General features: G+C 66.9%; 22 protein-coding genes. 8 read left to right on the top strand and 14 right to left on the bottom strand.

The window, feature by feature from the left end:
- Positions 1–58: 58 nt before the first annotated feature.
- Entirely contained in the window at positions 59–919 is an 861-nt protein-coding gene (gene ttcA / locus J0I99_RS10175) for a tRNA 2-thiocytidine(32) synthetase TtcA (RefSeq protein ID WP_291397381.1), read from the bottom strand.
- Positions 920–1,058: 139 nt separating this feature from the next.
- Between ttcA and J0I99_RS10170 the strand changes: the two genes are divergently transcribed.
- Complete coding sequence (locus J0I99_RS10170) at positions 1,059–2,432, top strand: putative transporter (RefSeq protein WP_291393488.1); 1,374 nt, start codon at positions 1,059–1,061, stop codon at positions 2,430–2,432.
- A 27-nt stretch (positions 2,433–2,459) separates the two neighbouring features.
- On the opposite strand, the gene J0I99_RS10165 is transcribed toward J0I99_RS10170, so the two are convergent.
- The 10 genes from J0I99_RS10165 to J0I99_RS10120 form a co-directional block, all read right to left on the bottom strand.
- Positions 2,460–3,344, bottom strand: coding sequence for a hypothetical protein (locus J0I99_RS10165; protein ID WP_291397379.1), 885 nt, complete (start codon positions 3,342–3,344; stop codon positions 2,460–2,462).
- A gap of 16 nt (positions 3,345–3,360) precedes the next feature.
- A complete protein-coding gene (locus tag J0I99_RS10160) occupies positions 3,361–3,630 on the bottom strand; it encodes an acyl carrier protein (protein WP_291393486.1) in 270 nt (89 codons plus the stop codon).
- Complete coding sequence (locus tag J0I99_RS10155; RefSeq protein WP_291397377.1) at positions 3,627–5,063, bottom strand: class I adenylate-forming enzyme family protein; 1,437 nt, start codon at positions 5,061–5,063, stop codon at positions 3,627–3,629. Before J0I99_RS10155 ends, J0I99_RS10160 begins: the two co-directional genes overlap by 4 nt.
- A complete protein-coding gene (locus J0I99_RS10150; RefSeq protein ID WP_291397375.1) occupies positions 5,060–6,433 on the bottom strand; it encodes a class I adenylate-forming enzyme family protein in 1,374 nt (457 codons plus the stop codon). The genes J0I99_RS10155 and J0I99_RS10150 overlap by 4 nt, the downstream gene beginning before the upstream one ends.
- A gap of 130 nt (positions 6,434–6,563) precedes the next feature.
- On the bottom strand, positions 6,564–7,181 hold the full coding sequence (gene rpsD, locus J0I99_RS10145; RefSeq protein WP_291392328.1) for a 30S ribosomal protein S4: 618 nt from the start codon (positions 7,179–7,181) through the stop codon (positions 6,564–6,566).
- A 181-nt stretch (positions 7,182–7,362) separates the two neighbouring features.
- Entirely contained in the window at positions 7,363–8,607 is a 1,245-nt protein-coding gene (locus tag J0I99_RS10140; protein WP_291397373.1) for an MFS transporter, read from the bottom strand.
- Between the two features lie 118 nt (positions 8,608–8,725).
- Complete coding sequence (locus J0I99_RS10135; protein ID WP_291392331.1) at positions 8,726–9,136, bottom strand: c-type cytochrome; 411 nt, start codon at positions 9,134–9,136, stop codon at positions 8,726–8,728.
- Between the two features lie 121 nt (positions 9,137–9,257).
- On the bottom strand, positions 9,258–10,061 hold the full coding sequence (locus tag J0I99_RS10130) for an RNA methyltransferase (RefSeq protein WP_291392332.1): 804 nt from the start codon (positions 10,059–10,061) through the stop codon (positions 9,258–9,260).
- A gap of 169 nt (positions 10,062–10,230) precedes the next feature.
- On the bottom strand, positions 10,231–10,824 hold the full coding sequence (locus J0I99_RS10125) for a GNAT family protein (RefSeq protein WP_291397371.1): 594 nt from the start codon (positions 10,822–10,824) through the stop codon (positions 10,231–10,233).
- 92 nt (positions 10,825–10,916) lie between these two features.
- Entirely contained in the window at positions 10,917–11,486 is a 570-nt protein-coding gene (locus J0I99_RS10120) for a GNAT family protein (RefSeq protein WP_291397369.1), read from the bottom strand.
- 71 nt (positions 11,487–11,557) lie between these two features.
- On the opposite strand from J0I99_RS10120, the gene J0I99_RS10115 reads away from it, so the two are divergent.
- Positions 11,558–11,995 (top strand): GFA family protein, encoded by a 438-nt coding sequence (locus J0I99_RS10115; protein ID WP_291397368.1) that lies wholly within the window; start codon positions 11,558–11,560, stop codon positions 11,993–11,995.
- Positions 11,995–12,339, top strand: coding sequence for a TfoX/Sxy family protein (locus tag J0I99_RS10110; protein WP_291397366.1), 345 nt, complete (start codon positions 11,995–11,997; stop codon positions 12,337–12,339). The genes J0I99_RS10115 and J0I99_RS10110 overlap by 1 nt, the downstream gene beginning before the upstream one ends.
- A 98-nt stretch (positions 12,340–12,437) precedes the next feature.
- On the opposite strand, the gene fabF is transcribed toward J0I99_RS10110, so the two are convergent.
- Both fabF and J0I99_RS10100 read right to left on the bottom strand, forming a co-directional pair.
- Positions 12,438–13,727, bottom strand: coding sequence for a beta-ketoacyl-ACP synthase II (gene fabF, locus J0I99_RS10105; protein ID WP_291392340.1), 1,290 nt, complete (start codon positions 13,725–13,727; stop codon positions 12,438–12,440).
- Between the two features lie 63 nt (positions 13,728–13,790).
- Positions 13,791–14,207 carry a MarR family winged helix-turn-helix transcriptional regulator gene (locus tag J0I99_RS10100; protein ID WP_291397364.1) on the bottom strand — a complete coding sequence of 139 codons (417 nt, stop codon included), beginning with the start codon at positions 14,205–14,207 and terminating at the stop codon, positions 13,791–13,793.
- Positions 14,208–14,367: 160 nt separating this feature from the next.
- On the opposite strand from J0I99_RS10100, the gene J0I99_RS10095 reads away from it, so the two are divergent.
- The 5 genes from J0I99_RS10095 (at position 14,368) to J0I99_RS10075 (ending at position 20,274) form a co-directional block, all read left to right on the top strand.
- Positions 14,368–15,054 carry an outer membrane beta-barrel protein gene (locus tag J0I99_RS10095; RefSeq protein WP_291397362.1) on the top strand — a complete coding sequence of 229 codons (687 nt, stop codon included), beginning with the start codon at positions 14,368–14,370 and terminating at the stop codon, positions 15,052–15,054.
- Between the two features lie 149 nt (positions 15,055–15,203).
- Positions 15,204–16,418, top strand: coding sequence for an NADP-dependent isocitrate dehydrogenase (locus tag J0I99_RS10090; protein ID WP_291397360.1), 1,215 nt, complete (start codon positions 15,204–15,206; stop codon positions 16,416–16,418).
- A 167-nt stretch (positions 16,419–16,585) separates the two neighbouring features.
- Positions 16,586–18,127, top strand: coding sequence for a hypothetical protein (locus tag J0I99_RS10085; protein WP_291397358.1), 1,542 nt, complete (start codon positions 16,586–16,588; stop codon positions 18,125–18,127).
- 218 nt (positions 18,128–18,345) lie between these two features.
- Entirely contained in the window at positions 18,346–19,314 is a 969-nt protein-coding gene (locus J0I99_RS10080) for a DMT family transporter (protein ID WP_291392347.1), read from the top strand.
- Positions 19,315–20,274 (top strand): DMT family transporter, encoded by a 960-nt coding sequence (locus J0I99_RS10075; RefSeq protein ID WP_291397356.1) that lies wholly within the window; start codon positions 19,315–19,317, stop codon positions 20,272–20,274.
- Between the two features lie 9 nt (positions 20,275–20,283).
- Here the strand turns inward: J0I99_RS10075 and alaS are convergent, their stop codons facing one another.
- Positions 20,284–22,923, bottom strand: a complete 2,640-nt coding sequence (alaS, locus tag J0I99_RS10070; RefSeq protein ID WP_291397354.1) for an alanine--tRNA ligase — start codon at positions 22,921–22,923, stop codon at positions 20,284–20,286.
- Between the last annotated feature and the right edge of the window lie 369 nt (positions 22,924–23,292).

Genomic DNA, 23,292 nt, shown 5'->3' with positions numbered 1-23,292 from the left:
GCCGAAACAGAGGTTCCCGCTTTCGCGGGAATGACCCGGTGTCCAGCGCCGCCTGTCCTTAGCTCTTGGTGAGCCCCATGAAATCGAACAGCCTGGGATCGAGCAGGTGGCTGGCATTCACATTGCCGAGCGCGCGGATCATCACGTCCTTGCGGCCCGGCATGCGTTTCTCGATGTCGTTGAGCATCGCCTTCATGGCGTTGCGCTCGAGCCCCTCCTGCGAGCCGCACAGGTCGCACGGGATGATCGGGAAGGCCATGTGCTCGGCAAACTTCTCGAGGTCGGGCTCGGCACAGTAGATCATCGGGCGCAGCACCTCGACGTCGCCGTCGTCATTCATCAGGCGCGGCGGCATGGCGGCGAGCTTGCCGCCGTGGAACAGGTTCATGAAGAACGTCTCGAGGCTGTCCTCGCGGTGGTGTCCGAGGACCAGCGCCGAGCACCCCTCCTCCCGCGCTATGCGGTAGAGATTGCCGCGCCTCAGCCGCGAGCACAGCGAGCAGTAGGTCGCGCCCTCGGGCAGCTTGTCGGTGACGATGGAGTAGGTGTCCTGGTACTCGATCCGGTGCGCGATGCCGTTGGTTGCCAGCCACTCGGGCAGGATGTGCTTGGGAAAGTTCGGCTGCCCCTGGTCGAGGTTGCAGGCGAGCAGTTCGACCGGCAGCAGCCCGCGCCACTTGAGGTCGAGCAGCAGCGCCAGCATGCCGTAGCTGTCCTTGCCGCCCGAGATCGCGACCAGCCAGCGTTCCCCGGCCCGCGCCATGCCGAACTTCTCGATCGCCTCGCGCATGTTGCGGATGAGGCGCTTCCTGAGCTTGTTGAACTCGACCGACCGCGGCGCGCTGGTGAACAGCGGATGGGCGCCGGACAGGTCGTCGGCGTCTGCTTCGATCTTGGTCTGCGGCACGATCTGGTTCATGGGGTGGCTTTAGCAAACCGCGCGCCCTGCCGGAAGCTTGCAACATTACTTCGCCGCAAGGATCGCTCGGATTCCTTGCCGGTCCCGAACTTAGTCAGTTAGATGACGGCGAGTTTCCGGAACCCCAAGGAGTCGCCGCGTGTTCCGCTCGTTCTTCCCCGAACCGAAGTTGTTCTTCCCGTCGGCCGTAGTGCTGCTGCTGATCGCGATCGTGCTGTTCTTCGGCGGCGGTGCGCCCTTGCGTTCGGCGATCAGCATCGACCGCTTCCTCGCTCCCGCGATCTGCGCGCCGGACCAGGTCCCGGCCGGCGCCACCGACGCGGGCGCCCCTCCGGCAACCGATCAGGCCAACCCCAACGCGCCGGCCAGCACCGCAAGTCCCGCCCCCGCGCAGACGGCGGCTCCCGCCAACTGCGTCGTCGAGGACCGCAACTTCCTCAACGGCGGCAAGATCTGGGAATATCAGTTCATCCTGATGTTCGCCGTGATCTTCTGCGTGTTCTGGTACTTCTACCGTCGCAACGAATGGTACTGGTGGAGCGTGGTCGGCACCACCGCGCTGATGCTCTCGGTCTACGGCCAGGTGCAGATCGACGCCTGGGTCAACGACTGGCAGGGCGGCTTCTTCAACGTCGTCCAGCAGGCCCTGTCGCAGCCCAGATCCGTGCCGCCCGAGCAGTACTGGCCCTATGTGATCAACATCATGGCCGTGCTGCTGCCCAACATCATCTTCCTGGTGCTGCTGGCCTTCTTCACCTCGCACTACGTCTTCCGCTGGCGCAAGGCGATGACCTCCTACTACATGGCCTACTGGCCTTCGCTGCGTACCGTCGAGGGTTCGGCCCAGCGCGTGCAGGAGGACACCATGCGCTTTGCCTCGATCGTCGAGGACCTGGGCACGAGCTTTGTCTCCTCGCTCATCACCCTCGTGGTCTTCCTCCCCATCCTCTGGGAGCTTTCCAAGCACGTTTCGGAGCTGCCGCTGATCGGCGCGGTCCCCGGCAGCCTGGTCTGGGTGTCGCTGGTTGTCGCCGCCTTCGGCACGGTCCTGCTGTGGGTCGTCGGCATCAAGCTGCCAGGGCTCAATTTCGAGAACCAGAAGGTCGAGGCGGCCCTGCGCAAGGAGCTGGTATATGGCGAGGACGACCCCACGCGCGCCGACCCACCCACGTTCCGGCAGCTGTTCGCCAACGTGCAGCGGAACTACTTCCGGCTCTACTTCCACTACACGTACTTCAACCTGGCCCGCTACGCCTACCTGCAGGTTGCGGCCTACGTGCCGCTGCTGACGCTGTCGCCTTCGATCCTCGCCGGCACCCTGACGCTGGGCATCTACCAGCAGGTGCAGAACGCCTTCGGCCAGGTCGCCTCGAGCTTCCAGTTCTTCGCCCGCGCCTGGACCACGATCGTGGAACTGATGTCGATCTACCAGCGCCTGCAGCGCTTCGAGAGTTTCATCCCCGCCGACCAGGCTCCGATCAAGGAGTCCGTCTCGCAGGCCGCGACCTCGTGACCTCCGAGCGGCCGCCCCGGTGGCCGCTCACAACCCCAGGCGATCGGCAAGGAAAGCCGGGAGAAGCCCGTCCAGCGCGAGCGGATGCAGGATGTTGTGCCTGACCTCTTCGCTTCGGCTCGAGACCTCAAGCGGCTCGATGCCGAGGCAAGCGCAGATATCCCGGGCCGAGGCGCGGTCGGGATCGGAGTGGGTGCCGAACGCGATGGTCAGTTTCGCATCGATCCCGCGTTCGGCAGCCGCGCGCAGGGTATCGGCGGGCAATGCCTGGCCGGGCCGGACCCATCGCGGATCGTTGGGACTGCCGCCGCCGCAGACCAGCACAGCGCCGGAGCCCATCTGCAGGCCCAGCAGCAGGCTCGGCAGCCCGCCGGCGCTGACACCGAGGCCTGCAAGGCGTCGGTAGCGCGAGATGTCGATGAGCCGGGGAATCGCCGGACCTAGCGTATCTATCGACGACGCCAGCCCCTCGAGGCCCTGGCGATAGCCTGACCGCGTGCCATCGCGAATGAACAGGACGTCGGCCCGATCTGCCGGCAGGGCCTGCAACAGCGACGGAATCGGCATCATCAGTCGATGGTTCGCGCCCGGAAGGGCGATGATCAGGGTCTTGTCGTCCGGGTCCCCGCCATCACTGTACAGCGTGACGCTCTTGCGGACGTCGCGCCGCAGGAACGGCTCGGCCTCGGCCTTCCTCATCAACTTGAGGTGTGTGAGCGTCTGCTCGATCCATTCGCGGGCGGCGACCATCAGTTCCCTGTCGTTGAACGTGCGATCGTCCCGCATGGGCGGCAGGGTGTAGTCGCCGACGAACAGGCTCTCCTCGAGCTCTACGACTTCCTGCGGCGTCATGGTGTTGCCGAAGGCGATGTTGATGCGGTGGATGTCGTTGAGCGAGCGGGACTGGCTCACAAGCCCATTGTAGGTCTCAAGTAGCAAGCGCCCTCTCCACGCGCTCGGCCAGGGCTCCGAGGGACGCGACCTCGGCGAGTTCGCCCGGCGCGATCGAGACACCCGAGTTGGTCTCGATCGCGATGCACAATTCCATCGCGGCGAGACTGTCGATCTCGAGGTCGGCCATCCGAATATCGCGCCTGCCGGCAACGAAATCGGCCTGCTCGGCGCTGTCCCTGAACCGCGGGACCGACGCATAGACAAGCGCGTCTGCGATCACCACGCGAATATCTGCTCCCGTCAACGTTCGCTCCCCGGATTCGAGAACTTCGCAGCTATCTCCCGCCGTAGGATCTTGCCCTGGCTGTTCCTTGGCAACTGGTCAAGGACGACGATGCGCCGTGGCGCCCGCAACGCAAGATGTTCCCGCGCATATGCCACGAGTTCACGATCGGTGACTACCCCACCGGGACGAAGTTCAACAGCCGCGACCGGAATTTGTCCGTGGATACTGGAGACCAACGGGAGTGCAGCGGCGCCGGCCACGTCCGGATGCGCCTCCAGGACTTGCTCGATCTCGGCTGGAAAGATGTTGATCCCGTTGAGATTGATCATGTCGTCGGCCCGGCCACCGATCGTCAGCCGGCCGCCTTCGTCGAGACTGCCCATGTCGCCGGGCCAGAACCAGCCGTCACGGAACCGCTTGGCGGTCTGCTCGGCCCCATCGACATAGCCCTGCGCGATGCCTGCGCCCCGCATCCGGACATGTCCCACCTCGCCGGCCGGCAGGGCGGCCCCTGCGGCATCGACGATCTCGACCGCGAGGCCGGGAGCCACCCGCCCCACCGATCCCGTTTCGTCGTGTTCGCCGGGACCGGCAATGGAGATCGTCCCCGACTCGGTCGAGCCGTAGCGGACATAGAGTCGCCGGGCGAGGTTCTGCTCGATCCGTCGGCGCAACGCGTATGGCACTGCCGAACCGCTGACCCTGACGGCGGTATCGCCGAGCGCTCCGGACGTCGAGCCTGCCGCCAGGTCGGCCGCCTGCATCAGCGACAGGTCGAGCGTCGTCACGGCATGCCGCCGGCAATAGGCGATGGTGTCGAACGGGCCGGCGGGCCGGCACACGTTGGTCCCGCCCATGGCCAGGCAGTACAGCCGGTGCCGCTTGGAGTTGTTGTGCTCGATCGCAGCCGGCTTGAAGAGGCGACCGCTTGCGTACTCGGAGTTCCGCGCTGCCTGGATCAGCAGCTCGTGGCTGCTGAGTGGGACCAGGTTTGCTGCTCCCGTCGTGCCTGATGTCAGGAGCAGGACTCCCCCTTCGGCGACGTCGGTGACCTTTGCGCCGCCCGACACGGGCCAGGCGATGCTGCGGATACCCGGCAGTGCATCGGCCGCGTCAGCCGCGATGACCTGCGTTACCCCCACGCGCTCGGCGATGTGCTGGCGTGAGCGGACCGGATCATGCGTCGCCAGGGTGACCTGCCAGGCTCCGACCCGGACAGCGGCAAGGGCGACGATGAGGTGCTGAAGATCATCGGCTATGGAAATGCCGACGGTGCTTCCGCCGCCGATGCCCGCCGCCGCAAGCCCGCCTGCCGCAGCCTCGACGCGCTCGAGCAACTCCGCGTAGCCGATCGATACCCCGTCCCCGCTCGCGGCCTCCCTCCCCTCCAAGGCGAAGGCACGCAGCCGGGCAAGCAGGGGCGTCTCCTCGGTCCCTGTCGCGTCTGTCATGTCCGCGGCAGCGCCTTCTGGAAGGCACTTGCGATCTCGCGGCGAAGGATCTTGCCCTGGCTGTTGCGCGGCAGCGCGTCGAGCACCAGGACCTTGCGCGGCGCCCGCAAGGCCAGTTGTCCTCGCGCATAGTCCTGCAGTTCCCGTGCGGTGACCTGGGCCCCCGGCCGGAGTTCAACCGCCGCTACGGGGATCTGCCCGTGCACCGTCGAGGCAAGAGGGAGCGCTGCCGCGACGCTGACGGCCGGGTGACGCTCGAGCACCCTCTCGATCTCGCTGGGAAAGATATTGAGGCCGTTGAGGATCATCATGTCGTCCTGCCGTCCCTGCACGACCAGACGGCCGTCCGAACGCAACAGGCCAACGTCGCCCGGCCAGAACCAGCCGTCGCGGAAGCGTGCTGCGGACTGCTCGCCGCCACCCAGGTAGCCCGTGGCCATGCCGGCGGCCCGGAGCCGGATCCGCCCCGTGGTTCCCGGCGGCACGGGCCTGTTGTCGGCATCGACGACCTCGAGCTCGACGCCGGGCAAAGGACGGCCCACGCTCTCGTCCTCGTCGTGCTCGCCCGGCCCAGCCATGGCGATCGCGCCGCTCTCGGTCGAGGCGTATCTCACGAACAGCAACGGGGTCACGCGCTGCTCGATGGCCCGCCTGACATCGATCGGGATGGCAGAACCTCCCGTTCTCAGCTTCACACCCTCGAAACGCCCAATGCCGCCGCGGTTGGCCAGGTCCGAGGCATGCATGCGCGAGATGTCGAGGCAGGTGACCGCATGGCGGCGGCAGAAGTCGGCCACGTCGAACTCGCCGTGGGGGCGAAACACGTTCACCCCGCCCATGAAGGCACAGTACAGCCGGTGGCGCGTGGAGTTGTTGTGCTCGATGGATGCGAGACGAAGCAGGCGCTCGCCGGCGTATTCGGGGTGCCGGCCGGACTGCTCGCCGATCTGCGTCTCGGTAAAGGCGACGATGTTCATGTCGCCGGTGGTGCCGGAGGTCTTCAGGTAGACAACTCCTTCAAGAGGCGGCTGCGCGGGCCCGGCGCCTCCCCGGGCCGTCACCTGGCCCGCCGCAACATGGTGGGTCATCCCCGACCGCGCCGCCAGCGTTTGCTTGACCGCAACCGGGTCATGCGTCGCAAGCGTCATGTGACTGGCGCCCGCCGCAAGAAGCGCCAGCGAGAAGACCAGGTGCTCGACCTCGTCTTCGATCTCGAGCCCGACCACGCTGGTCGGTCCGATGCCGGCAGCCGCGAGTTCATCGTGGCGCGCGCCCACGAGCCCCAGGAGAGCCTCGTAATCGAGTTCACCGGCATCCGTAACGACGGCCGGCTTTCGGCCGTGCGAGGCCAATCTCGCCAGAAAACGCACCGAATTTGCCTTTCGAGACTTCCCTTCGATGGAAAATAACCATGCAACCCGGTCGCCTGTCACGAAAAGTCAAAGCGAAAGGGCCGCCCATGCGGACGGCCCTTTGCGAATTCGGCGGATTGTTGCGCGCTTAGCGCGAATAGAATTCGACGACGAGATTCGGTTCCATCTGGACCGGATAGGGAACGTCGGCGAGGGCCGGGACGCGCACGTAGGTCGCGGTCTGCTTGGAGTGATCGGCCTCGATGTACTCGGGCACGTCGCGCTCGGCCAGCTGGTTGGCTTCGAGCACGATGCCGAGCTGCTTGGAGCGCTCGCGAATCTCGACCTTGTCGCCAACCTTCACCTGGTACGACGGAATGTTGACGCGCTTGCCGTTGACCATGATGTGGCCGTGCGACACGAACTGGCGCGCCGCGAACACGGTCGGCACGAACTTGGCGCGATAGACGATGGCGTCGAGACGGCTCTCGAGCAGGCCGATCAGGTTCTCGCCGGTATCACCCTTCACGCGGGCGGCCTCGGCGTAGAGCTTCTTGAAGCTCTTCTCGGTGATCGAGCCGTAGTAGCCCTTGAGCTTCTGCTTGGCGCGCAGCTGCAGGCCGTAGTCCGAAGTCTTGCCCTTGCGACGCTGGCCGTGCTGGCCGGGGCCGTAGGCGCGGTTGTTCAGCGGCGAGGCCGGACGGCCCCACAGGTTCTCGCCAAGGCGACGGTCGATCTTGTGCTTGGCTTCAATGCGCTTCGACATCGTAATCCTTTCAGGTTGTCGAAAGTGATTGCGCCCTCCTCTGCCCGTCCTTGCGGATCGGACCGACAGATTCCACGACTGTTGGGAATCCCGGGTGCGCTCGTAGGGTCCGGAGGCCCGACAAGTGGGCGCGTGATAGTTGTGTGAAGCCAGGAAGTCAAGCGGCACGACTGTCCAGGCGCTAGCCCTCGACCATCCGCCGATTCAGCGTGCGCTGCTGGCGCAGGCCGGTGAACAGCTGGCTCCAGATGACGGCGATCGCGATCGAGCCGACGCCGCCCATCACCACGGCGGGCACCGGCCCGATCAGGTGCGCCACCGTGCCGGCCCGGAACTCGCCGAGCTCGTTGGAGGCGCCGATGAATACCGAATTCACCGCGTTTACCCTTCCGCGCACTTCCTCAGGCGTCCACAGCTGCATGATGGTCTCGCGGATGGTGACGCTCACCATGTCGGACGCGCCCACCAGCGCCAGCGCGACCACCGACAGCCAGATGCTGGTCGAGAGCCCGAACAGCACCGTGAACGCACCGAACAGGCCCACGAACAGGAACAGCAGCCGACCCGCGTGGTCACGGATCGGAAAGCGCGTGAGCAGCAGCGCCATCAGGATCGCGCCCACCCCCGGCGCCGCCCGCAGGTAGCCGAGTTCGGCCGGACCGGCATGCAGGATGTCCTTGGCGTATACGGGCAGCAGCGCCACCGCGCCGCCCATCAACACCGCGAACATGTCGAGCGAGATCGCGCCCAGCACCACCTTGTTCGAAAAGATGTAGCGGAAGCCCGCCAGCATCGTCGCCAGGCTCGCCGCCTGGTGTGCGCCCCGCTGGGGCGGCCTGGAGATCATCAGCACGGCGCCGATCGCGATGATCAGCAGGACCCCGCCGGTCCCGAACGCCACCGACGGCGAAATGCCATAGAGCAGCCCGCCGGTCGCCGGCCCCACGATCGAGGCGAACTGCCAGGCCGAGGCATTGACGGTGATCGCGTTGGAAAGCGCCTCCGGCGGCACCAGGTTCGGCGCCAGCGACTGCGCTGCCGGGCCCCAGAAAGCGCGTGCCGTGCCCAGCACCGCGAGAATGCCGAAGATCGGCCACACCTCGTGCTCCTGCGCATTGGCGAAGGCCAGGAACCCCAGCGCGCACAGCAGTTCCACGGTGAGGCAGATGGCCATGATGCGCCGCCGGTTGAAGCGGTCGGCGGCCAGCCCGGTCACGAGGATCAGCAGCAGCGCCGGCAGGAACAGGCACAGCCCCACCAGCCCGAGCAGGAACGGCTCGCCGGTCACGTCGTAGATCTGCCAGGCGATCGACACCGACATGATCTGCACCGCGAAGCTGACCAGCAGCGTCGTCGCCCAGAAGAAGCGGAAGTTGCGGTAGGTGAAGGCGAGCTTGGATGGCTCGGATGGGCGGTGCTCGGTCATGGCGACGCCATGTCGCACGGCCGACCGGCCCCGTCAAAGGAGATCGCCGCTCATTCGTCCTGTCACCGCCGCGAACGCCGGTGGGGCCGCGGGAACCGGTCCGCGCCCCCTGCCCGTCTTACCGCTGCAGCGACTCGACGTAGTCGACGAGCGCGACGATCCTCGCCCGGACGAGCAGCTCGGAGCCGAACGGACCTGCCGCCTGCCCGATCTCCCTCGTGAACGTGTCGCCCCAGATCGGCATGATCGCTGTCCCGTGGGCCTTGACGGACGCCCGTCCATCAATCGTCTGGAACACCTTGAGGTACGGGAAGACGCCGTCGTTCCTGGCGCTGAGCCTGGTCAGATCGGGCGGCCTGACGGTGAGGACGCTGGCGAACTCGCCATCCCCCTGCCCGGACGATCCGTGACACACCGCACAGGCGACGCGGTAAGTGTCGGCTCCCAGCTGGTTGTCCTGGGCGATGCCCGGTGTGGCAAGGCTCATGGCAACCAGGGCACCGACGATAAGGCTACAGTTGTTGGGCAACTTCTCCTCCTGTATCGCCGCCGGGTCGGCGCCTTTGCCGGCAACCGATTTCGGGGCAATTCACTATCCGCCGCGCCGCAGCGGGAGAGGTTGACCTACGTCAATCGTGCCGGGTCGCGACCTATTCCGTTGACCGGTCGCCTTTCCTGGCGAGCCGTCCCTGCCTCAAGTGGGCGCGGTCGATCGACGAGATCACCCCGCGCAGGGTGCGGATTTCCTGCGTCGAGAGCTGCGCCCGGGTGAAGGCGTTGCGCAGGTTGTCGACCATGGTCGGCCGCTTGTCGTCGGTCTTGAAGAAGCCGGTGCGATCGAGCGTCTGCTCGAGGTGGTGAAAGAGCCCGATCAGTTCCTCACGCGGCGCGGCCGGATCCAGCCCCCCCTCGAAAGGCAGCACCTCGCCCTTGTCGAACTGCCGGCGCCATTCATAGGCCATCAGCAGCACCGCCTGCGCGATGTTCAGCGAGGCAAACGCCGCCTCGACGGGGAAGGTCACTATCGCGTCCGACAGCGCGACCTCCTCATTATACAGGCCCCACCGCTCGCGCCCGAACAGCAGGCCCGCCTTCGCCCCACCGGCGATATGCGAGATGAGGCGCTGCGCCCCCTCCTCCGGCCCATACACCACCTTCTGCATGTCGCGACGGCGCGCCGTGGTGGCGAACACCAGCGACAGGTCGGCAATCGCCTCCTCCACCGTCGCGAACACGCGTACCTTTTCGATCACGTGGTCGGCGCGGGAAGCGGCCGCGATGGCGCGCTCGTTGGGCCAGCCGTCGCGCGGATTGACCAGCCGCAGGTCCCACAGGCCGAAATTGGCCATGGCTCGGGCCGTCGTGCCGACATTCTCGCCCAGTTGCGGCTCGCACAGGATGATCGCCGGGCTCGGCCGATAGGTGAACTCCAGCGATTTGTCGGTGCCGGCCATGGCGCGAGGGGCCTTTCGAAAGAGCCTCTGTTATGCGCGCTGGAGCCACCGGCCGTGATCCGGTTGCGCTCCGCGCGCCTGGCCTCATACATCGGGCGGTCGGCGAGCGAAACTGTTTCGGCACCCGCCGACTTGGCCGATGCTGCCTGCCCGCCCGAGCCGCGCCGGCTCAGGCGACCATGTTCCGGTGGATTTCCTTCACCTTGCTGCCACGCAGCCACTCGCGGTCGAGGATGGCGAAATGCAGTTCCTCGTCCCACTCGCCCTGGAACAGGGCATGCTCGCGATAGTGCGCCTCGAGCCGCATGCCGACGCTGCGCAGCAGGTTGGCGGACGCCTGGTTGCGCGCCGAGCAGCGCGCGAACACCCGATGCAGGCCGAGCTGCTCGAAGCCGAGGTCGAGCATCTCGCGCACCGCTTCGCGCGCATACCCCTGCCGCCGCTGTGCCGGCCCGACGATGAAGCGCAGTTCGGCCTGACCGGCCGTGGCATCGACCCAGCGCAGCGAGGCCTGCCCGATGAGTGCATTGTCCGCCCTGCGCACCAGCGCCAGGATCACCGCATCGCCCGGCCGCTGGAACCGGTGCTGCTGCACCATCGCCTCAAGCGCCGACTTCACCTCCACGCGATCCCGCGCCTTCCAGTCGAGGTAGCGCTGGACCTCCGGCAGGGCGTGATACTGCATCACGGCCTCGAGGTCCGACTTCAGGAAGGGCCTGAGGACGAGCCGTTTCGTCTCGATCGGAAAGTCTGGCACAGTCATGCTTTGCTCCTTCCCTCGCCCACACCATGCGACGAGAACGCGACGGTTGGATGGCAGTTCCGGCAAAGCGGGTGGAATATCTTGCCCCGGCGTCAGCGCCCCGCGCCCGCGCGCCATTCGCCTTCGAGCACGGCATAGACGAACTCCTCGTCCCACGCGCCCCTGACGAAGATGTGCTCCCGGAAGTGCGCTTCGCGCCGCATGCCGAGCCGCTCCATCACCTTCCACGAGGCCGTGTTGGCCGCGGCGCACCGGGCATAGATTCGGTGCAGCCCGGCTCCGGCGAAGCCCATCTCCAGCAGTGCGCGCGCCGCCTCGGTCGCGAAACCGTGACCGTGGTGGTCGGGATGGAAGATGTAGCCGATCTCGCCCTGCCGGTTCGCCGCATCGCGCAGGATCAGCGACACCTCGCCGATGAGCCGATGCGTCACCTTGTGCTCCACCGCGAGAAAGATCTTGGAGCCATCGCCGTCGAGCGTGTCGTGCCCGACCCGCGCCTGCAGCGCCTCCGCGACACTCTCGTGCGACATCGGCCCGTCGAACAGGTAGCGCGCCACGTCCTCGCGTCGCCGATAGTCGAACACGGCGTCGACATCGCCCCGGGTGAACGGCCGCAGCCGCAGGCGCTCGGTCTCGACCGGAAGGTGGGGGGCATAGGCCATGGCATCCTCCTAGTGGGGGCGGCCCCCCGGATCAAGCTTGCGGATCTGGTCGAGCTGTTGTCAGCTCAGTCATGGCCTCCTTGGACAAGCCACAGATCGACGTCAGCGCCCGCTGCGCTTGCGGGCAGGTGACGCTCGCCGTGGCCGGGCGGGTCCGCTCGATGTTCCTGTGCTCCTGCGAGGACTGCCAGCGGTCCACCGGCACCGGCCACGCCAGCGTGGCCCTCGTCGCCATGGGTGACCTTACGGTTACCGGACCGACGGCCAGCTTCGGGCGGGTGGCTCACTCGGGCGCCACGCTCACCCGCTGGTTCTGCCCCACCTGCGGCACCCCGCTCTATGCGCGCTCCAGCCGCGCTCCCGAACTCGCCATGCTGCCGGTCGGCCTGTTCGGCCCCGACAGCGGCTGGTTCGCGCCCAACCAGATGATCTTCGCGCGCAGCCACCGGGCCTGGGATCATGTCGACCCGGACCTGCCCTGGCACGACACCTATCGGGAGCCGCGCTGATGTCCGCTACCTCCACCGCCATGGCGTATCTGGCCGACCGCATCCGCGACATCCTCGACGGCGATCCGCGCATCACCGAGAAGACCATGTTCGGCGGCCTGACCTTCCTGCTCAACGGCCACATCCTGGTCGGCTGCAGGAAGGATGGCCGCATCCTGCTCAGCGTCGGCAAGGACAACAACGAGGCTGCCCTCGCCCGCCCCGGCGCCACCCAGATGATCCATGGCGAGAAGGTGATGCGCGGCTTCATCTGGGTCGACGCCGAAGCCATCGAGGAAGACGACCACCTTCGCGACTGGCTCACAACCGCCGAACGCTGGGTCGCCGCGCTACCGCCGAAATAGTCCGACAGCCGCCGCAGCCAGCGCCTCCCTCCCCCTTGAGGGGAGGGATTGAGGGAGGGGGTGGTGCGGCGATCACCGATGGCCCCCACCCCCTCCCCTCAAGGGGAGGAGCGCACCGAGATCGCCGAAAACACCAGGGAGGCATTCACCCCACCGAAGCCGAAGGCGTTCGACAGTGCGTGCCGCACCGTCTTGTGCTTGGCCACCTTCGGCACGAGGTCGAAGCGCTCGCCCACATCGGGATCCTCGAGGTTGCGGGTGGGCGGCACGATGCCGTTGCGGATCGCCAGCACCGAGAACACCGCCTCGATCGCGCCGGCCGCGCCCATCAGGTGGCCGGTGGCCGACTTGGTCGACGAGATCGCTAGATCCTTGCCGCGATTGGCGAACACCGCGCCGATCCCGGCCAGTTCCGCCGCGTCGCCGACGCTGGTCGAGGTTGAGTGCGCATTGATGTAGTCGATCTCGCCCGGCGAGATACCGGCCATCCTGAGCGCGTTGCGCATCGCCACCTGCGCCCCGGCCCCGGTCGGCTCGCCTGCCGTCAGGTGATAGGCATCGGCCGAGGTCCCGTAACCGGAGAGTATCGCGAGCGGGGTTGCACCGCGGGCCTGCGCGTGGCTCAGCCGCTCGATCACCATGATCGCCGCCCCCTCTGCCAGGACGAACCCATCGCGCCGGCGATCGAACGGACGCGACGCGGCTTCGGGGTCATCGTTGAACGCCGTCGCCAAGGCCCGCGCCGCGCCGAACCCGCCCACCGAGATCGGATCGATCGAGCCCTCGGCGCCGCCCACCACGGCAACCTCGGCCTCGCCGGTGAGGATCAGCCGCATGCCGTCGCCGATCGCCTGCCCGGACGCCGCGCAGGCCGTGACCGGCGCCCCGATCGGGCCCTTGAAGCCGTACTTGATCGAGACCCATCCGGCCGCGAGGTTGGCAAGGAAGGCCGGCACGGTGAACGGCGACAGCCGGCGCGGTCCCTTCTCGATGATCGTCTGCACCGCTTCGGCCATCACCGGCGATCCACCGACGCCAGTGCCGATGATCGTCGCCGTCGCCGCCTGGTCCGCTTCGCTCTCGGGGAACCAGTTGGCCTGCTGCAGCGCCTCCTGTGCCGCGACGAGGCCGTACTGGATGAACAGGTCCATCTTCTTCAGATCCTTGGGGTCGATCGCGACCAGCGGATCGAACCCCTCCGGGTCGGTTTCCCTGGTCGGGACCAGTCCGGCGATCTTGGCGGAGAAGTTCGTCACGTCGAAGCGGGTGTTCCTGACGATCCCGCTCTTGCCCGCGATCAGGCGCGACCACACGGTCTCGACGCCCGTACCCAGCGGGCTGACGACCCCCATTCCCGTGACAACGATCGGATCGGATTGTGCGGACATCGGTCTCTCCATGCTGTGTAGCTACACGGTCCCGGGCGGAGATCGTCCGTCGCGGGCCGGGGTTCAAAGGGCAGCGATGCGCTGCAGGGTATTGATGGTGTCGCTGAAGTCGTCGAGGCCGAGTTCGGCCCGGACGTCGGCCTGCGCCTGCCGCCAGCGCGGCAGCATCTCGTCGACCAGCGTCCTGCCTTTGTCTGTGAGGCTGCAGATGCGGCCATTGCCATGGTCCGCCGGTTGCGAGGCGATCAGCCCCATCTTCTGCAGCCGGTCGAGGTTGCGGGTAAGCGTGGTGCGTTCGAAGCCGCGCGCCTCCGCCAGTTCGCTGACATTGCGCTCTCCCGAGGCCACGATCAGTCCCATCACCGAGAACTGCGTCGAGGTGATTCCGAACGGCCGCGCAAACGCATCGTAGCGCCGGGTGATCGCCCGCGCCGCCATGCGGGTGTTGGAGACCATGCAGAGGCTGAAGTCATCACGCATCGGGCATAGATGGCTGTGTATATGCACAGTGTCAACTCCAGGACCTCCTGTATGATCGACGTCGGTACGTGCTTGACCGGTCCGGCGACCGCCCGTAGCTGACGGACAACGTTATCACACGAATCGTGCATTCGGGGCGGGCATGACTATCCACGCATCAATGAGACTTGCCGCACTGTCGGTCCTTGCCGTGATGTCGGCCACGGCGCTGGCTCGAGCCGAAGGGCCCTCCGTAGAGCGATCCTGGACGGGCGCCTATGTCGGAGCCGGGCTCGATGTCGGCTACCTGTCGACCGACCAGTACTCGCCGCCCCAGCAGGGCTATGGCGGTTATGAGGCTGCCGCCTATGCCGGCTGGCATCCCTATCCCAGCCTCCAGGCGGGCTTCGACCTGCAACTGGACCAGGCCGTGCTCGGCCTCAGGCTGCAGCATTCGGTCACCAATTCCGACGGCGATTCGTTCATGAAGGTGGACGAGCTGGTGTCGTCCAACGCCACTGCGCTCACCAGCCTGTCGGCCCGCGCCGGTTACCTGTTCCAGTCGCAACTGCTCGGCTATGTCAGCGCCGGCGTGGTGGCTGGCCAGTTCAACTATGGCAGCGTCGACGAGCGCTGGGGTCTCGTCGCCGACAGCGTCGATGCCATCCGTAACGGCTGGAGCATCGGCGCCGGCCTCGAACACCGCCTGACCGACACCGTCTCGGTGTTCACCGAATACACCCATGTGCAGTTCCAGACCGCCAGCACCAGCTTCGACTACGGCCCCGACGCCCTGCCGCCGGGCTGGACCTACGACTATACGCATAGCCTGGGGACGGTGCAGGCGGGACTGAACTTCCGGTTCTAGGGCCGCGCGCCCGCGTCTGGGCCCGGAGGCCCCAGCGCCCCGCATCTTGGGCTGCGCCGCCCCGGCGCGGCCCTTCGCCGGCTTCCGCGCGGCCGATTTCATGCTATTAGCCGGCGCGTCACATTGTCCCCGCCGGCAAGGAGTTCCGCATGGCCAAGATCGTAGTCCAGAATCCCGTCGTCGACCTCGATGGCGACGAAATGACCCGCATCATCTGGCAGGCCATCAAGGACAAGCTGATCCTCCCCTACCTCGACCTGAAGATCGAGTACTACGACCTGAGCGTCCAGAACCGCGACGCCACCAATGACCAGGTGACGATCGACGCCGCCAACGCCATCAAGACGCATGGCGTCGGCATCAAGTGCGCGACCATCACGCCGGACGAGGCGCGCGTCGAGGAGTTCAAGCTCAAGAAGATGTGGAAGTCGCCTAACGGCACCATCCGCAACATCCTGGGCGGCGTGATCTTCCGCGAGCCGATCATCTGCAAGAACGTGCCGCGCCTGGTGCCCGGCTGGACCCAGCCGATCATCGTCGGCCGCCATGCCTTCGGCGACCAGTACAAGGCCACCGACTTCACCTTCCCCGGCAAGGGCACGCTGACCATCAAGTTCGCCGGCGAAGACGGCAAGGTCATCGAGCACGAAGTGTTCCAGGCCCCCGGCGCCGGCGTCGCGATGGCCATGTACAACCTCGACGAGTCGATCCGCGATTTCGCCCACGCCTCGTTCAACTACGCCATCAACCGCAAGGTGCCGTGCTACCTCTCGACCAAGAACACCATCCTCAAGGCCTATGACGGTCGCTTCAAGGACATCTTCCAGGAGATCTTCGAGCGCGACTACAAGGCCAAGTTCGACGAACTGAAGATCTGGTACGAGCACCGCCTGATCGACGACATGGTCGCCTCGGCGCTGAAGTGGTCGGGCGGCTACGTCTGGGCCTGCAAGAACTACGACGGCGACGTGCAGTCCGACATCGTCGCGCAGGGCTTCGGCTCGCTCGGCCTGATGACCTCGGTGCTGATGACCCCCGATGGCAAGATCGTCGAGGCCGAGGCGGCGCATGGCACCGTGACCCGCCACTACCGCCAGCACCAGCAGGGCAAGGAGACCTCGACCAACTCCATCGCCTCGATCTTCGCCTGGACTCGTGGCCTCGCACACCGCGCCAAGCTCGATGGCAATGCCGAACTGGCGAAGTTCGCCGCGACGCTCGAGAAGGTCTGCATCGACACCGTCGAGGCCGGGCAGATGACCAAGGACCTCGCGCTCCTCGTCGGCCCCGACCAGACGTGGCTGTCGACGCTCGGCTTCCTCGATGCCGTCGACGCCAACCTGCAGAAGGCTATGGCGGCCTGATCGCTCCAGCCGATCCTCCTCGAGGGGCCGCGCCAGTCGCGGCCCTTTTCATTTGCCCTCCGCCGAGACCGGGCGGGCGGCGCGCGCTGCGCCATCCGACCCAAGGAGCCTTGCCCGGCGATCGTCAAACCCCGTAGAACTTCGGATGAATTCAGGGGGACTGCCGCATGCGCCTGTTGACGAGCGCGATCGCCATACTGTCGATCGCCATGGTTCCTGCCCTTCCGGCGGTCGCCGCCGAAATATCCATCGTTTCGATGCACTATTCGGCCACGCATCCGGTGCCTCATCTGCACTATGAGGGCGAGACGGTGGCCGGCGACGCCGCGGCGCTCGAGGGCCTCTACAACAGCTTCGTCAACTGCCGCGAAAGCTGCAGTGGGCCCGACGGCATGCCCACCGCCGTGCTGACCATGAACGGCCCCGGCGGCAGCTATGTCGAAGGGCTCGCGCTCGCCGACTTCCTGCGCGAGCACCACATCGCCACGGTCGTCGAACGCGGCGCATACTGTTACTCCGCCTGCGCCTTCGCCTTCCTCGGCGGCTCCGCCTGGTCGAGCCAGGAGGGCATGGGCACCTATATCGACCGCATGGTGGAGCCGGGTTCCACCGTCGGCTTCCACGCCCCCTATGCGGACGAGGACTCCTTCCGCGCCGCCGTGGAGGAAAGGGGCGGCATGGCCGCCCAGGGCCAGACCCGTGACGCGCTCTCGCTCATGGTCAAGGAACTGGTGAAGTGGAACGTCGACCCCGAGGTCATCTTCAGGATGGTCGGCATGGGTCCCGACGAGACCTATGACCTCAGGACCGCCGAGGACCTCTACCTCGCCCGCGTCGCCCTGCCGCCCACGCCCACCTCCGGCTGGGTCAACGACATTCCGGCCGCCGTGCGCAATGCCTGCATGCGCCTGCTCGCCATCGACGAGCGTGGCGATCCGGCCGACATGAACTGGCGCTTCCTCTCCGAATTCACCCCGAACATCGGCAAGGCCGAATACGCCGGTGCCCTATCCGGCTACCTGCTGGGCGAGCGCCTGCTCGATATCGGCAACTGCTCGGTTACCGAAGAATCCCTTGCCACCAATGGCGACTACGAGATCGCGCTGTATTTCACCCCCGGCATCGACGGCCTGAACGGCGCCGCCACGTCGATGTTCAACCGGCAGGCGGGCTGGTCCACCGCCGGCCAGGGCCGCAATCCGACCAAGCGTATCCTCGTCAAGGGCCCGCTCAACAGCTACTTCCTGCCGCTCGACCAGGACATCGACAGCCTCGACCTGCCCGGCGAGGCCGATATCGACGCCAACCGCTTCAACCGCGCGGCGCCACCGCCTCTGCCGGTCATGCCCGGCGACTTCGCGCTCGACGCGACCACCTCGACCTCGCGCGTCTCGCACAAGGACAATGTCTTCGTGTTCGAGCGCGTCGGCCCCCGCAGCCTGTTCGAGAGCGCCCGCGACAAGCCCCTGCTCGGCCGGACCATAGGCAGCGAGGCCAGCAACGACATCAGCTTCGTCCGCTCCGGCACCTATGACGATACCGGCATCAGCTTCAGCTGGTACGGCATCCTCGACGGCGACAATGCCCTCGTCGTCGAAGCTCTCGCCCTGCCCTCGGACGGCGCCGCGGCATCCGACGATGACCTCGCGACGCTGCGCCGTGTCGGCTGCGAGTTCGATTTCAACGGCCTGAAGCTCGGCTGCGACTGAGCCCGGGGAAAAGTACTTTGCGCGGGCCGCCGACAACTTGCCGGCGGCGGCAGCCCCCCAGACTCACTGCGCTCAGCCTGCCGGCGCGCCAAAAGATCGAAATAGAGACGAAATAACTACGGGGTGTGGCCGGCGCGCCCATCGACGCGGCGCAACGCCAAGCGTATACGATTCAACTAACATACCAGTTTGCCCCCTTCCTTCGGATTTCCATTCAGATGCCCGTTGGCGTCGCGTTTTCGCTTATAGCCTACCTGCTCTACTCGTGTTGTGACGCCATCATCAAAGGCCTCGGCAGCGGCCTCAGCGTCTTCGAGATCGCGTTCTGGACGGCGCTCTTCTCCTTCATCCCGGCGATCTTCACCAAGCCCCGGGGCGAGCATTGGCGCCAGCTGCACCACATGCGCCACCCCTGGCTGGTGAACCTGCGCAGTCTCACCGGCGTCGTCGGCAATCTCTGCATTATCTACGCATTCACCCACATTCCGATGGCCGAGGCCTATTCGATCGCCTTCCTCGCGCCGATCTTCGTCGTCGCTCTGTCGCGCTTCATCCTGCATGAGGACGTCACCTGGCAGCGCTGGTTCTTCCTCGCCGCCAGCTTCTGCGGCGTGCTGCTCGTCGTGCGCCCCGGCTTCCGCGAATTGCAGCTTGGGCATCTCTTCGCGCTCGGCGCCGCGCTCATGGGCGGCATCACCACCACCACGCTGCGCAAGGTCGCCCCGGTCGAGAAGCGCGTCAGCCTGCTCGGGCTGCCGCTCGGCTACATCGTCATCGTCAACGGCATCCTGATGCTGCCGACGTTCCACTGGCCGTCGCTGCAGCAATTCGCGCTGCTGCTGGCCATCGGCGGCCTTGGCGGCACCGGCAACATCATCTTCATCGCCGCCACCCGCCGCGCCCCGATCAGCCGGATCGCGCCGGCGCAGTACAGCCAGATCCTGTGGGCCATCGTGTTCGGCGCGCTGTTCTTCCACGAGTACCCCGACGCCGTGGCCTATTGCGGCCTCGTCGTCGTGGCCTTCGGCGGCATCCTCAACGTCGTGTCGGACGAGACGCGCATCCGCATCTTCTCGCGCCTGTCGGTGTTCGGCCCGGCCAGCGCGGCCGCCGAGGTCAGCGCGCCATTGGGCAAGGACGTGCGCACCGCCAAGCCGCCTCAGCACCAGGTGGCGGCCGGCAAGTAGATGTTCCGCTCCCTCTCACCCACCTCGCTCGGCGTACTCTGTGCGCTGGGCGCCATGGCCGCCTTCTCCACCGGCGACGCGCTGGTGAAAGCGCTGGGCGGCTCGCTCAGCATCTTCGAGATCGGCTTTTTCACCACCGTCTTCTCGTTCCTGCCGGCCCTGTTCTCCAAGCCGCGGGAGGAACGCTGGCGCGATACGTTCAAGCTGAACCGCCCGGCGCTGATGCTCCTCGTCGCCGTCTGCCGGACGCTGAGCGCGATGCTGATCACCTATTCCTTCGTCACCATCCCGCTCGCCGAGGCCTATTGCCTCGTCTTCCTGATCCCGGTGCTGGCGACCATCCTGTCGGTGGTCGTGCTCAAGGAGCAGGTCTCGCTCGATCGCTGGGTTCTGGTTGTGGTGAGCTTCCTCGGCGTGCTGCTCGTCGTCCGACCGGGCTTCCGCGAGATCGAGCTCGGCCACGTCACGGCGTTCATCTGCGCCCTTGCCGCCGCCGTATCGCTGACCACCATCCGGCTGATCTCCGGCGCCGAGCGCCGCGTCACCCTGTTCGCTCTGCCCGGCCTGCTGACCCTTGCCGCCAACCTCGTCGGACTGCTGATCATCGGCGCCAGCCTGCCGAGCCTGCCAATGGTCGGGGGCCTGATCGCCTGCGGCGTGCTGGGCGGCATCGGCTACCTGCTGCAGCTCAAGGGCGTGGCCCTGGCGCCGGCCAGCCGCGTGGCGCCGATGCAGTACAGCCAGATCATCTGGGCGCTGCTGTTCGGGGCGCTGTTCTTTGCCGAACTGCCCGACGCCGTCAGCCTTGCCGGACTTGGCGTCATCGTGGCTGCCGGGCTTGCCAACATCTTCGCCGACGGCGCCCGCGCCCGCATCGCCGGGCGCTGGGCCGAGTATCGCGCCCGGCATGACAATCCATCGCCGGACGACTTCAAGGGCCCCGGCCCCGATCCGGTCTAGGGGCGGCGCCTAGAGGGCGCCGCGCACCGCCGCGATCGCCTCGGCGCCCCTGGCGCCATCCGGACCGCCGCCCTGCGCCATGTCGGGACGGCCGCCGCCGCCCTGCCCGCCCAATGCCGCGGTCGCGAGCTTGATCAGGTCGCCGGCCGAGTACTTGCCGGTCAGGTCGTCGGTGACGCCCACGGCCACCGTGCCGCGCCCGTCCTCGCCCTTCAGCACGACGGTGACCACGCCCGAGCCGATGCGCTTCTTTTCCGCATCGACGAGGCCCTTCACGTCCTTGGCCGAAATGCCCTCGACGGCGCGCCCGACATAGGTGACGCCGTTGACGGTCTCGTCGGCCGCCGCCGGGGCCGAACCACCGCCGCCCAGCGCCAGCTTCTTGTTGGCATCGCTGAGCGAACGCTCGGCCTTCTTGAGGTTTTCCTGCAGCGCCTCGATGCGGGAGACCACCTCATGCGCGCCGACATGCAGCACGTCCGCCGCGCTGGCGACGATATTGGTGTTGGCGCGGGCATGGTGGCGCGCGCCCTTGGCGGTCAACGCCTCGATGCGGCGCACGCCGGCCGCAACGCCGGAATCGCCGAGCACCGTGATCAGCCCGATATCGCCGGTGCGGCGCACATGCGTGCCGCCGCAGAGCTCGACCGACCAGCCGACCGCATTGCCGGTCGGATCGCCCATCGAGACGACGCGCACTTCGTCGCCATATTTCTCGCCGAACAGCGCCCGCGCACCGGACTCCTTGGCCTCCTCGACGCCCATCAGGCGCGTCTCGACCGGGGAGTTCTGCAGCACGATGTCGTTGGCGATCTCCTCAACCTGCGCCAGCTCCTGCGGGGTGATCGGCTTGGTGTGCACGAAGTCGAAGCGCAGCCGATCGGCCGAGACGAGCGAGCCCTTCTGCGCCACGTGATCGCCCAGCACCAGCCGCAGCGCCTCGTGCAGCAGGTGCGTCGCCGAGTGGTTGGCGCGGATGGCCGAGCGGCGCTCGTGGTCGACGATCAGCGCCAGCGGGGTGCCGACCTTGATGGTGCCCTCGGTGACCTTCACCTTGTGGCCGAACACGCCACTGTTCTTCACCGTGTCGAGCACCGTCGCCGCGATGCCTTCGCCGGTCAGCGTGCCAGTGTCTCCCACCTGGCCGCCGCTCTCGCCGTAGAACGGCGTCTGGTTGAGGACGACATAGCCCTCGTCTCCGGCCTTCAGTTCTTCGACGACCGCGCCGCCCTTGACGAGTGCGGTCACCGCGCCTTCGGCGGTCTCGGTCTCGTAGCCGAGGAACTCGGTCGGGCCGACCTGGTCGGCCACGGCGAACCACACCTTGTCCTCGCTCGCCTCGCCCGAACCGGCCCAGTTCTTGCGCGCCTCGGCGCGCTGCCGCGCCATGGCGTCCTCGAAGCCGGAGAGGTCGACATTGATGCCGCGCGTGCGCAGCGCGTCCTGCGTCAGGTCGAGCGGAAAGCCGTAGGTGTCGTAGAGCTTGAAGGCCGTGACGCCCTCGAGCATGTCGCCCTCCTTGAGCGAAGCGGTCGCCTCGTCGAGGATCACGAGGCCGCGGCTCAGCGTCTTGAGGAACCGCTGTTCCTCGAGCCGCACCGTCTCCTCGATCATCTGCTCGCCGCGCACCAGTTCGGGATAGGCCTGGCCCATCTCCTTGACCAGCGTCGGCACGATCTTGTGGATCACCGGATCGGTGGCGCCGAGCAGCGTCGCATGGCGCATGGCGCGGCGCATGATGCGGCGCAGCACGTAGCCGCGGCCCTCGTTCGACGGCAGCACGCCCTCGGCGATGAGGAAGCTCATGGCGCGCACATGGTCAGAGATGACGCGCAGGCTCGGCGTCGTCGGGTCGCCGTTGAAGCCGGTCGCTTGCATGGTCGAGCCGACCAGCGAGCGGAACAGGTCGATCTCGTAGTTGTTGTTCGTGCCCTGCATCACGGCCGCGACGCGCTCGAGCCCCGAGCCGGTGTCGACCGAGGGCTTGGGCAGCTTGGTGCGCGAGCCGTCCGCGAACTGCTCGTACTGCATGAACACGAGGTTCCAGATCTCGACGAAGCGGTCGCCGTCTTCCTCGGGCGAGCCCGGCGGGCCGCCCCAGTACTTCTCGCCGTGGTCGTAGAAGATTTCCGAGCACGGGCCGCACGGGCCGGTATCGCCCATCTGCCAGAAGTTCGACTTGGCGCCGAGCCGCACGATGCGATCCTCGGGCAGGCCGGCGATCTTCTTCCACAACTCGAACGCTTCGTCGTCGTCCTGGTAGATCGTCGCGGTCAGCTTGGCCTTGGGCAGGCCCCACTCCTTGGTGAGCAGGTTCCAGGCCAGCTCGATCGCGTGCTCCTTGAAGTAGTCGCCGAACGAGAAATTGCCCAGCATCTCGAAGAAGGTGTGGTGCCGGGCCGTGAAGCCGACATTGTCGAGGTCGTTGTGCTTGCCGCCGGCGCGCACGCATTTCTGCGAGGTCGTCGCCCGCACGTAATCGCGCTTCTCGACACCGGTGAAGACGTTCTTGAACTGCACCATGCCGGCATTGGTGAACATCAGCGTCGGATCGTTCCGCGGCACCAGCGGACTGGAGGCGACCTGCTCGTGGCCGTTCTTCTCGAAGTAACCGAGGAAGCTCGACCGGATATCGTTCACGCTCGTCATGACGGGTCTCTTAACAGGCAAAAGGCGAGGCCTCGGCCCCGCCAGCAACAACAGGAAACGCCTTCTATCGCGGGGCTTGCATTCGTGTCCAGCACAGCAGCCACGCGAGCGTCACATTTGCCGCGCAGTGCGCGTCGCACCCACGCGAGGACTGGCGGATGGGCGTGGCGACGCCCCCCCCCCCCCGCAGCGCTCGCCACCCGACGCCGCTGCGCGTGCCCGCCCCACCCAGCTTTGCTGGTGCCGCTCTCAGAAGCGCCGCGGCCCTCCCCACAAGGCGGAGGGGGAGACCCCTGATTGACCACCCGATCCACCGGTCTCCCTCCCCCTCGTGGGGAGGGTAGCGCAGCTAGGGCCGGAGGCCCGTAG

This window comes from Devosia sp., from assembly GCF_017307495.1.
Taxonomy (GTDB): domain Bacteria; phylum Pseudomonadota; class Alphaproteobacteria; order Rhizobiales; family Devosiaceae; genus Devosia_A.
This window is presented reverse-complemented; position numbering and strand designations above follow the sequence as displayed.

Excerpts from the sequence above, each read along its gene's own strand:
- alaS (WP_291397354.1), bottom strand. The coding sequence starts at position 22,923 with ATGACGAGCGTGAACGATATCCGGTCGAGCTTCCTCGGTTACTTCGAG.
- J0I99_RS10155 (WP_291397377.1), bottom strand. The coding sequence starts at position 5,063 with ATGACAGACGCGACAGGGACCGAGGAGACGCCCCTGCTTGCCCGGCTG.
- ttcA (WP_291397381.1), bottom strand. The coding sequence starts at position 919 with ATGAACCAGATCGTGCCGCAGACCAAGATCGAAGCAGACGCCGACGAC.
- J0I99_RS10100 (WP_291397364.1), bottom strand. The coding sequence starts at position 14,207 with ATGCGTGATGACTTCAGCCTCTGCATGGTCTCCAACACCCGCATGGCG.
- J0I99_RS10090 (WP_291397360.1), top strand. The coding sequence starts at position 15,204 with ATGGCCAAGATCGTAGTCCAGAATCCCGTCGTCGACCTCGATGGCGAC.
- J0I99_RS10130 (WP_291392332.1), bottom strand. The coding sequence starts at position 10,061 with ATGGCCGGCACCGACAAATCGCTGGAGTTCACCTATCGGCCGAGCCCG.
- J0I99_RS10080 (WP_291392347.1), top strand. The coding sequence starts at position 18,346 with ATGCCCGTTGGCGTCGCGTTTTCGCTTATAGCCTACCTGCTCTACTCG.
- J0I99_RS10095 (WP_291397362.1), top strand. The coding sequence starts at position 14,368 with ATGAGACTTGCCGCACTGTCGGTCCTTGCCGTGATGTCGGCCACGGCG.
- J0I99_RS10120 (WP_291397369.1), bottom strand. The coding sequence starts at position 11,486 with ATGGCCTATGCCCCCCACCTTCCGGTCGAGACCGAGCGCCTGCGGCTG.
- fabF (WP_291392340.1), bottom strand. The coding sequence starts at position 13,727 with ATGTCCGCACAATCCGATCCGATCGTTGTCACGGGAATGGGGGTCGTC.
- J0I99_RS10110 (WP_291397366.1), top strand. The coding sequence starts at position 11,995 with ATGTCCGCTACCTCCACCGCCATGGCGTATCTGGCCGACCGCATCCGC.
- J0I99_RS10115 (WP_291397368.1), top strand. The coding sequence starts at position 11,558 with ATGGCCTCCTTGGACAAGCCACAGATCGACGTCAGCGCCCGCTGCGCT.
- J0I99_RS10075 (WP_291397356.1), top strand. The coding sequence starts at position 19,315 with ATGTTCCGCTCCCTCTCACCCACCTCGCTCGGCGTACTCTGTGCGCTG.
- J0I99_RS10125 (WP_291397371.1), bottom strand. The coding sequence starts at position 10,824 with ATGACTGTGCCAGACTTTCCGATCGAGACGAAACGGCTCGTCCTCAGG.
- J0I99_RS10140 (WP_291397373.1), bottom strand. The coding sequence starts at position 8,607 with ATGACCGAGCACCGCCCATCCGAGCCATCCAAGCTCGCCTTCACCTAC.
- rpsD (WP_291392328.1), bottom strand. The coding sequence starts at position 7,181 with ATGTCGAAGCGCATTGAAGCCAAGCACAAGATCGACCGTCGCCTTGGC.
- J0I99_RS10085 (WP_291397358.1), top strand. The coding sequence starts at position 16,586 with ATGCGCCTGTTGACGAGCGCGATCGCCATACTGTCGATCGCCATGGTT.